General features: G+C 72.9%; 9 protein-coding genes. 5 read left to right on the forward strand and 4 right to left on the reverse strand.

The genetic code is table 11. The annotated features are described in order from the left end of the window. The first annotated feature begins 57 nt into the window (after positions 1–57). Together ACRDSK_RS28545 and ACRDSK_RS28550 are read left to right on the forward strand one after the other, a co-directional pair. Positions 58–2169 (forward strand): OmpL47-type beta-barrel domain-containing protein, encoded by a 2112-nt coding sequence (locus tag ACRDSK_RS28545; protein ID WP_431444456.1) that lies wholly within the window; start codon positions 58–60, stop codon positions 2167–2169. A 69-nt stretch (positions 2170–2238) separates the two neighbouring features. Then, on the forward strand, positions 2239–4344 hold the full coding sequence (locus tag ACRDSK_RS28550; RefSeq protein WP_431444447.1) for a tetratricopeptide repeat protein: 2106 nt from the start codon (positions 2239–2241) through the stop codon (positions 4342–4344). Positions 4345–4405: 61 nt separating this feature from the next. Here ACRDSK_RS28550 and ACRDSK_RS28555 read toward each other — a convergent pair whose 3' ends face one another. Beyond that, entirely contained in the window at positions 4406–4540 is a 135-nt protein-coding gene (locus ACRDSK_RS28555) for a hypothetical protein (RefSeq protein WP_431444448.1), read from the reverse strand. Between the two features lie 62 nt (positions 4541–4602). On the opposite strand from ACRDSK_RS28555, the gene ddaH reads away from it, so the two are divergent. After that, complete coding sequence (gene ddaH / locus ACRDSK_RS28560) at positions 4603–5367, forward strand: dimethylargininase (RefSeq protein WP_431444449.1); 765 nt, start codon at positions 4603–4605, stop codon at positions 5365–5367. Here the strand turns inward: ddaH and ACRDSK_RS28565 are convergent. Then, positions 5364–5750, reverse strand: coding sequence for a nuclear transport factor 2 family protein (locus tag ACRDSK_RS28565; RefSeq protein WP_431444450.1), 387 nt, complete (start codon positions 5748–5750; stop codon positions 5364–5366). The genes ddaH and ACRDSK_RS28565 overlap by 4 nt on opposite strands. A gap of 59 nt (positions 5751–5809) precedes the next feature. On the opposite strand from ACRDSK_RS28565, the gene ACRDSK_RS28570 reads away from it, so the two are divergent. Both ACRDSK_RS28570 and ACRDSK_RS28575 read left to right on the forward strand, forming a co-directional pair. Beyond that, on the forward strand, positions 5810–6262 hold the full coding sequence (locus tag ACRDSK_RS28570; protein ID WP_431444451.1) for a hypothetical protein: 453 nt from the start codon (positions 5810–5812) through the stop codon (positions 6260–6262). Further along, the gene (locus tag ACRDSK_RS28575; RefSeq protein WP_431444453.1) at positions 6259–7434 is read left to right on the forward strand and encodes a thiolase family protein; all 1176 of its coding nucleotides are present in this window, start codon (positions 6259–6261) and stop codon (positions 7432–7434) included. Before ACRDSK_RS28570 ends, ACRDSK_RS28575 begins: the two co-directional genes overlap by 4 nt. Here the strand turns inward: ACRDSK_RS28575 and ACRDSK_RS28580 are convergent. Further along, complete coding sequence (locus ACRDSK_RS28580) at positions 7431–8075, reverse strand: response regulator transcription factor (protein WP_431444454.1); 645 nt, start codon at positions 8073–8075, stop codon at positions 7431–7433. The genes ACRDSK_RS28575 and ACRDSK_RS28580 overlap by 4 nt on opposite strands. A 14-nt stretch (positions 8076–8089) precedes the next feature. Next, a partial coding sequence (locus ACRDSK_RS28585) for a class F sortase (RefSeq protein ID WP_431444455.1) occupies positions 8090–8546 on the reverse strand: 457 nt, incomplete at its 5' end.

Below are 8546 nucleotides of genomic sequence, written 5' to 3' on the forward strand. Positions count from 1 at the left end.
CGGCCGGCGTGGGCGCAACCACGCCGGCCGGCTCTGCTCGTCCTGGAAGGCTTCCCCATGCTCAGAGCTTCCTTCGCCGCGCTTGTCGCGGTGCTCACCGCGGTGGGGCTGGTGGCGTTGCCCGCCGCCGCCGACACCGCCAAGACGGCCGCCGACCCCGCGGCCGCCGCGACCCTGACCTGGACCGCCAACGACAGCATCACCGCCTACGCCTCGGCCCCGAGCACGGCCCCGGCGGGCGCGAACACCGTCGTGTTCGAGAACAGCACGGCCACCGGCAACACGACCGGCATGACCCACACGCTGACCTTCGACACGTCTACTCCCGGCTACAACCACGACGTGCAGCTCAACATCGTCGCGAGTCCGTTCGACGCCAACAACGGACGGCACGAGGCGGCTGTGACGCTCACCCCTGGCAAGTACCGGTACTTCTGCTCGATCCCCGGCCACGCCCAGATGGTCGGCGAGTTCACCGTCACCGGTGGCGGCGAGGACACCACTCCGCCGACCGTGACCGCCGAGCTCACCGGCGAGCAGGACGCGGAGGGCAACTACGTCGGCAGCGCAACGGCCACCCTCTCCGCGACGGACGACTCGTCCGGTGTGGACAGTGTGGAGTACTCGCTGGACGGCGGCGCCTGGACCACGTACGCCGCGCCCGTCGTGGTGAACACCGTGGGCGACCACATGCTGCACTACCGGGCCACCGACGTCGCCGGCAACACCTCGCCGGAGGGCATGACCGACTTCACCGTGGTCACCGACGACGGCGGTGAGGACACCACGCCACCGACGGTGAGCGCGGAGGTCACCGGTGAGCAGGACGCGGAGGGCAACTTCGTCGGCAGCGCGACGGTCACGGTGGCCGCCACGGACGAGGGCTCCGGGGTGGCCTCGGTGGAGTACGAGGTCGACGACACCGGCTTCCAGCCCTACACCGGGCCGGTGACCGTTTCCGACCTCGGCGACCACGCCGTGCAGTACCGCGCGACCGACGCGGCGGGCAACGTGTCGCTGACCGGCTCGGTGCCGTTCCGGGTCGTCGAGGACGACGGCGGCGAGGACACGACGCCGCCGACCGTGACGGCCGAGGTGTCCGGCGAGCAGGACGCCGACGGCAACTACGTCGACAGCGCCACGGTGACCCTGTCCGCGACGGACGCGGGTTCGGGCGTGGCCTCCGTCGAGTACTCATTGGACGGTGGGGCGTTCGCGCCGTACACCGCGCCGGTGGTCGTCAACACGCCGGGCGAGCACATGCTGCACTACCGGGCCACCGACAACGCGGGCAACGTCTCGCCGGAGGGCATGGCCGGCTTCACGGTGGTGGAGCAGGACACGACCGTGCCGACCGTGTCGGGTCAGGTGACCGGCGAGCAGGACCCGGACGGGAACTACCTCGGCTCCGCGGTCGTCACGATCACGGCGGCGGACGAGGGCTCCGGGGTCGCGTCGATCGAGTACTCAGTGGACGGTGCGGCGTTCGTGCCGTACACCGAGCCGCTCCAGATCGACGCGCCGGGCGAGCACACGGTCGCGTTCCGCGCGACGGACGTCGCCGGCAACGTGTCCGAGGAGGGCTCGGTGTCGTTCAGCGTGGTCGAAGCGCCGGACGAGGACACGACGCCGCCGTCGGTGTCGACCGTTGTGTCGGGCAGCCAGGACGCCAACTGGAACTACCTGGACAGCGCGACGCTGACGATCGAGGCGCTGGACGTGGACTCCGGGGTCGCGTCGGTGGAGTACAAGCTCGACGACGGGGGCTGGACGGCCTACACCGAGCCGGTCGTCGTCGACACGCCGGGCACGCACACGGTGGCCTACCGGGCGACCGACAACGCCGGCAACGTCTCCGCCGAGCTGTCCGGCTCGTTCACGATCGTCGAGTCCGCGAACGACGCCTGCCCGAGCTCGGACACCCGGGCGACGGTGATCATCGGCATCCACGACAGCGGCGTGGCGAACGTGGACACCGGCAACGGCTGCACGATCAACGACCTGATCGCGGAGGACGCGGAGTACGGCAGCCACAACAGGTTCGTGCGCCACGTCAACCGCGTCACGGACGAGCTGGTGACCGCGGGCGTGATCACCTCACAGGAGCGCAGCCTGATCGTGAACGCGGCGATCGACTCCGACGTCGGCAAGCGAGCCAGGTTCGCCTGAGTGTCCGTGGGGTGGGCGCGGTACCCCTGCAACCGCACCCACCCCACGGCGTGTCGCTAGTGTCGGGGGATGGTGTCACGTCGCACCAAGGGATGGCTGCTGTTCACCGGCGCCACCGTCCTGGGGGCCGTTGTCGGGCTGCTGGCCGGCTACCTGCTCGGCGATCAGCTCGCGGGAGCGGTCACCGGGGTGGTGACGGCGGTGGTCGGCGTGCTCGGCGCGCGCGGCCGAGCGCTGGTCGACCGCGGCACAAAGCTGCGCGACGAGCTGCCGGACAAGGTCCTCGGCGGCGGGCCACGCCCGGTCCGTGAGCTGGACGATCCGGTCCTGCTCGGCGTGCACCCGGCCGCGCGGGACGGCGCGGGCCAGGTGCCCGCGTACGTGACCCGGGACGTCGACGACCGGTTGGCGGAGGCGCTGCGCGGCGGCGGGTTCGTGTTGCTCAGCGGCGAGTCGACCGCCGGCAAGACGCGCATGGCCTACGAGGCGATGCGACGGGTGCTGCCCGACCACCGCCTGGTCGCGCCGGCGTCGCGGGAGTCGGTGCGCACCGCTGTCGACGCCGTCGCCGAGCTGGGTCGCTGCGTGGTGTGGCTGGACGACGTCGAGCGCTACCTCGGCGTGCACGGGCTGACCGTCCCGCTGCTGCACCGGATGCTCGACGCGGGTGCCGTGGTGCTCGGCACGATCCGCGTGGCCGAGCTCGACCGGTTCGGCGCGCGGCACGAGGCCGGCCTCGACGGCGACGAGCGGGACGGCTGGCGGACCGCGCGCGAGGTGCTGCGGTCCGCCGTGGAGATCCCGCTGGCGCGGCGCTGGAGTGCCGCCGAGCTGGACCGGGCGGGCAGGTCCACGGATCGACGGGTCCGGTCGGCTTTGCGGATGACCGACGCGTTCGGGCTGGCCGAGTTGCTGGCGGACGGCCCGGAGCTGGCGCGCGACTGGCACAACGCCTGGCGGCCGGGCGGCCATCCGCACGGTGCCGCGCTGGTCGCGGCCGCGGTCGACTGCCGGCGAGCCGGCCTCGGCGACCCGGTGCCGCTCACGCTGCTCGCCGAGTTGGCCCCGAACTACCTGGAGACACGGGGCGGCACGACGCTGCGGGCGGAGCCGTTGGACGACGCGGCGCGGTGGGCGACGACGCCCGCGCGCGGTGCGAGCAGCCTGCTGCTACCCGCCGGCGAGGATCGCGTGCTCGCCTTCGACTACCTGATCGACCTGGTGTCCGAGCCGGTCCCGCTGCCCGTGTGGCTCGCCCTGGTCGAGTGGTGCGATCCCGAACGGGCACTCGAGGTCGGCCTCGCGGCCCGCGCCGTGGCGCGCTTCGAGGCGTCCACGGCGGCGTTCGACAAGGCTGCCGCGGCCGGGGTGCCCGGCGCGCACGCCGAGCTCGCCGAGGCGATCGGCTCGGGCGGGGATCCGCGGCGGGCGGTCGACCTGCTGACCGAAGTCCTGGCCGACCTGTCGCCGGACGACCCGGAGACCTTGCGCCTTCGCGGTGCGCTCGCCCGGTTCACCCAGGAGATCAGCGCTCCCGAGGTCGCCAGACGGATGTTCGCCGACCTGCTGGCCGACTGCCGCGCCCGGCTCGGGCCCGACCACCCGGACACGCTGGCGGTGCGGTTGCAGGCGGCGATCCAGCTCGGCAAGGCGCGGGTGCGCGACGAGGCCGTGCCGAGGCTCGCCGAGCTCGTCGACGACCACATCAGGGTGCACGGCTCGGATCACCACGAGACGTTGCGAGCGCGGCACGTGCATGCGATGTGGACCGGCCGGCACGGCAAGAGGTCGCGCGCACTGAACCTGTTCAACGGCCTGCTGGCCGACCGGGTCCGGCTGCAGGGCCGAGACCATCCGAACGTGCTGAGCACGCGGTTCCAGATCGCGGTCTGGACGCGGGGGAGCGGCAAGCCCACGCGGGCGTTCGAGCTGTTCACCGAGCTGCTCCCGGACAGCATCCGGGTGCTCGGCGAACATCATCCCCACACGGTGTCGATCCGGTACCGGATCGGGCTGGTCGCCCGAGACGTCGGCCGGCCCGAGCTGGCCGTCGAACAGCTGGAGATCGTTCGACGCGAGTGGGCCAACCGGTTCGGTTCGGAAAGCGAGCGGGTGAACGCCGCCACCGCGCTGATCGAGAGGCTGCGCGACACCGAGGAGTCCACAAAGGACTAGTGGTGGACATGGCGCGGCCCCCCGCCGGGTGTGGTCACGGCGAGGGGCCGGTCGCTAGGGGTCAGCGTGCCGTGTGCGTCCGGCGGCGGCCGCCGAACAGTTTTCCGAGCACGCGGAAGGGCAGGGTCAACACGTTCACCACGGTGTCGAGGACCGCGCCCAGTGCGCCGCGTCCGCGACGTGCCGGCCTGGCCATGAGAACCTCCTCTGGTCGAGTTCCGGTCCCCATCCGGGTACCCGGCCGCGTAGCGTTCACACGTGAACTCGAACCATCCGGTGCGCGCACTGGTTCGCCGTCCCAGCGCGCTGCTCGCCGAGGGGCTGGTCTCCCACATCGAACGGCAGGCCGTGGATCTCGACGTAGCCCGCGAACAGTGGCGAAGCTACGTGGACACGCTGGTCGCGAACGGCTGGCAGCCCGTCGAGGTCGACCCCGCCGAGGAGTGCCCGGACGGGGTGTTCGTCGAGGATCCCGTCGTGGTCTACGGGGGCGTGGCCGTGCTCGGGCGGTCCGGCGCGGAGCAGCGGCGGCCGGAGGTGGCCGGCGTCGAGCAGGCCGTGCGTGCCGCCGGCTACCGGGTCGAGCGGATCGAGGCGCCGGGCATCCTCGACGGCGGCGACGTGCTGAAGGTGGGCTCGACCGTCTACGTAGGACTGTCCGCGCGCACCAACGAGGCGGGCGCGGACCAGCTGACCGGCTTCCTCGACGCCACGGTCGTCCGGGTCCCGGTGACCAAGGTGCTGCACCTCAAGTCCGCGGTGAGCGCGCTCCCGGACGGCACCGTCATCGGCTACCCGCCACTGGTCGACGACCCGTCCGTCTTCCCGAACTTCCTCGCCGTGCCCGAGGAGTCGGGCTCGCACGTGGTGCTGCTGGGCGGAAACCGAGTGCTGGTGGCGGCCTCGGCGCCGGCGACCGCGGAGCTGCTCGCGGCCCGGGGACTCGAGCCGGTCGTCGTCGACGTCGGCGAGTTCGAGAAGCTCGAGGGGACCGTGACCTGCATGTCCGTCAGGCTCCGCTAGCTGTCAGCGGTCCACGACTGGTCCGGCCAGAACGGCCACTCCTCGAACGACGAGCACCGCCCGTCCGGGGCGAAGCGCACCAGCCACAGGTCCTGGTACTCCTGCTCCACCGGGTCCCCGTAGCGCACGAGCAGCTTCGCCACGCCCGTGTCGTCCTCGACCGCTACGATCTCGGCCGCCATCGTGAACACCTCGTCCGGCCCGTCGCGCTCGGCCTCCCAGGACCGCTCGATGTCCGCGAGACCGACGAGCACCGGCTGGTACGGCCCGTGCCGGTAGTGGGCGTCCTCGGTGAACAGCTCGCGCAGCTGCGCCGTGCCCGCGGTGCGCCAGGACCGCTCATACGCCGCGATCCACGCGCTGAACGCCGCCCTGTCGACCATGCGCGCGATCCTGCCACGTGTAGGTTGGCCGAACCGTTCCCGACCTGCAGGAGACTCGGATGGTGGACCCGGGCAGCATCGGTGGCGCCGGCCTCGGTCGCGCGCTGGGCGGTGGCGCGGCGAAGGTGATCGTGAGCCGACGGGCGGTCAAGTATCTGGCCATGGGGGCAGCCGAGGTGTCGCTGCGCGTCGTCGACGGCACGCAGGACGGCCTGAAGACCGCCTGGCGGCACGGCCTCGCGGGCCTGTGGTCCGGCGGGCTCGACTTCGCCAGCTCGGTCGGCGGCTTCCGGCCCTGGCGGCGCGCGTCGGTGACGATCATCATCCGGGAGATCGTGGCGTCCGCGCCACGCACGCCAACGGGCAAGGACCTCATCTCGCTCGACGCCCAGTGCCGGATCGTCCCGGTGCGAACCGCGACGGCCTGGCTGGAGCTGGCGGTCGCCCCGCCCTACCAGCTGGAGTGGGTGTTGCACCGCATCTGGCCCGCGTCCGGGACACTGGGGCGATGACCCAGGCATTCGTCTACGACGCGGTCCGCACCACGTTCGGCAGGTTCGACGGCGCGCTGGCCAAGGTGCGCCCGGACGACCTCGGCGCCACCGTGCTGCGCGCGCTCGCCGAGCGCTCCCCGGCACTGGACACCGCGGTCGTGGACGAGGTGGTGTTCGGCCTCGCCAACGGCGCCGGCGAGGACAACCGCAACGTGGGGCGGATGGCGGCGCTGCTCGCCGGCTACCCGGTGACGGTGCCTGGGAGCACGGTGAACCGGCTCTGCGGCTCGAGCCTCGACGCCGCGATGTCGGCCTCCCGGGCGATCGAGTGCGGCGACGCGAACGTCGTCGTCGCGGGCGGCGTCGAGTCGATGACCCGCGCGCCGTGGGTGCTGCCCAAGCCCGACCGCGCCTTCCCCGCGCGCGACGTCACGGCCGTGTCGACGACGCTCGGCTGGCGGCTGGTGAACCCGGCGATGCCGAAGGAGTGGACGGTCTCGCTCGGCGAGTCGAACGAGCAGCTGCAGCAGGAGTTCGGCATCTCCCGCGAGCGCCAGGACGAGTTCGCCGCGCGGTCGCACCGGCTCGCGCACGAGGCGTGGGAGGCCGGCTTCTACGACGACCTCACGGTGCCGGTCGCCGAGCTGACCCGCGACGAGGGCATCCGGCCGGACACCGGCACGGACAAGCTCGCGAAGCTGAAGCCGTCGTTCCGGCCGGACGGCACGATCACCGCCGGCAACGCCTCGCCGCTCAACGACGGCGCGTCGGCCGTGCTGCTCGGCTCGGGCGGGGCGGCGGCGGTGCTCGGCCGCTCGCCGGTGGCCCGGATCGCCGGCCGCGGTGCCGCCGCGCTGGAGCCGCAGCGCTTCGGCTACGCCCCGGTCGAGGCGGCCAACCGGGCGCTCGAGCGGGCCGGCATCGGCTGGGCGGACGTCGGCGCCGTCGAGCTGAACGAGGCCTTCGCCGTGCAGTCGCTGGCCTGCCTGGACGCCTGGAAGGTCGACCCGGACATCGTCAACGTCCGCGGCGGGGCCATCGCCATCGGCCACCCGCTCGGCGCGTCCGGCGGCCGCATCCTGGGCACGCTGACCAAGGTCCTGCGCGAGGGCGGCCACCGCTGGGGCGTGGCCGCCATCTGCATCGGCGTCGGTCAGGGACTCGCGGTAGTGCTGGAGAACGTGGGTTAGATCAGGCCCTCCCGCAGCGCGTAGGCGACGGCGTGGGACCGGTTGCGCAGCTGGAACCGGTTGGTGACGTCGTGCAGGATGCTCTTGACCGTGCGCTGCGAGTAGCACAGCCGGTCCGCGATCTCCTTGGTGGACAGGCCGGACGCGACCATGCGCAGCACCTCGCCCTCCCGGTTGGTGATGCCCGCGAGCCCCAGCCCGCGCGGCTCGAGCACGTGGCGCTGCAGCCGCGACACCCGGGTCAGCAGCCGGCCGAGCAGGTCCGGCGGCAGCGCGCCCTCACCTGCCGCGGCCGCGGTCACCAGGCGCACCAACGTGTCGGGCGTGCTGTCGGCGCGGCGGGCGACCGCGCAGACGCCGGCCTCCACCGCGGCCAGCATCTCGGTGTCCGCCAGCTCGCCGCAGACGAGCGCGATGCGGGTGAACCCGCGGCCCCGCAAGCCTTTCAGCAGGTTCGTGGTCTGGTCGTCGAAGCGGTCCGCGGCGACGAGCGCGACGGTGGTCGTGGCGGTGTTCACTGCGTCGGCCTCCTCGCCGGCCAGCCAGACCTCCGGTCTGGTGCGCAGGGCCGCGTGCAGGCCGTTCTGCAGGATCGGGTCGGTCGCGCGGACGAGGACGGTGGTGCGGGTGGGTGTGGTCATGTTGGTTCTCCCCCTCAGACGAGCCGGTCGGCGTAGACGATGACGTTGTCGAGGTAGCCGCCCGCGCCGCGGTGGTAAGGCCCGCCGCAGGTGATCAGGCGCAGTACGGGCTTCTTCGTGGCGCGCCAGATCTTCTCCCTGGGCAGCGCGGTCTTGGCGGTCTGCTCGGTGGCCGTGACGGCGAAGGTCGTCGCCGCGTCGTGGTAGTGCACGGTGACCTGGTCGCCCGGCTTCAGCTCGTGCAGCCGGGCGAACACGTCCGGCCCGTGGGCCCGCGAGTCCACGTGTGCGAGCAGCACGGCCGGGCCGCTGTCGCCCGGCCGCGGGCCGGGCCGGTACCAGGCGGCGAGCCCGAAGTCCGGCGTCTGCATCGCGCCGTCCCCGGTCAGGCCGACCGGCACGATCCGCGCGTCGACGCCGATGGCCGGGACCGTGACCCGCTCCGGCAGGCCGCGCTCCGCGGCCGCGGTG

Source organism: Actinophytocola sp. (genome assembly GCF_050699915.1).
Lineage (GTDB): Bacteria > Actinomycetota > Actinomycetes > Mycobacteriales > Pseudonocardiaceae > Actinophytocola.

What these genes read in the sequence shown, in the direction of transcription:
- ACRDSK_RS28575 (WP_431444453.1), top strand. Translation starts at nt 6,259, where the DNA reads ATGACCCAGGCATTCGTCTACGACGCGGTCCGCACCACGTTCGGCAGG.
- ACRDSK_RS28545 (WP_431444456.1), top strand. Translation starts at nt 58, where the DNA reads ATGCTCAGAGCTTCCTTCGCCGCGCTTGTCGCGGTGCTCACCGCGGTG.
- ACRDSK_RS28565 (WP_431444450.1), bottom strand. Translation starts at nt 5,750, where the DNA reads ATGGTCGACAGGGCGGCGTTCAGCGCGTGGATCGCGGCGTATGAGCGG.
- ACRDSK_RS28555 (WP_431444448.1), bottom strand. Translation starts at nt 4,540, where the DNA reads ATGGCCAGGCCGGCACGTCGCGGACGCGGCGCACTGGGCGCGGTCCTC.
- ACRDSK_RS28580 (WP_431444454.1), bottom strand. Translation starts at nt 8,075, where the DNA reads ATGACCACACCCACCCGCACCACCGTCCTCGTCCGCGCGACCGACCCG.
- ACRDSK_RS28550 (WP_431444447.1), top strand. Translation starts at nt 2,239, where the DNA reads ATGGTGTCACGTCGCACCAAGGGATGGCTGCTGTTCACCGGCGCCACC.
- ACRDSK_RS28570 (WP_431444451.1), top strand. Translation starts at nt 5,810, where the DNA reads ATGGTGGACCCGGGCAGCATCGGTGGCGCCGGCCTCGGTCGCGCGCTG.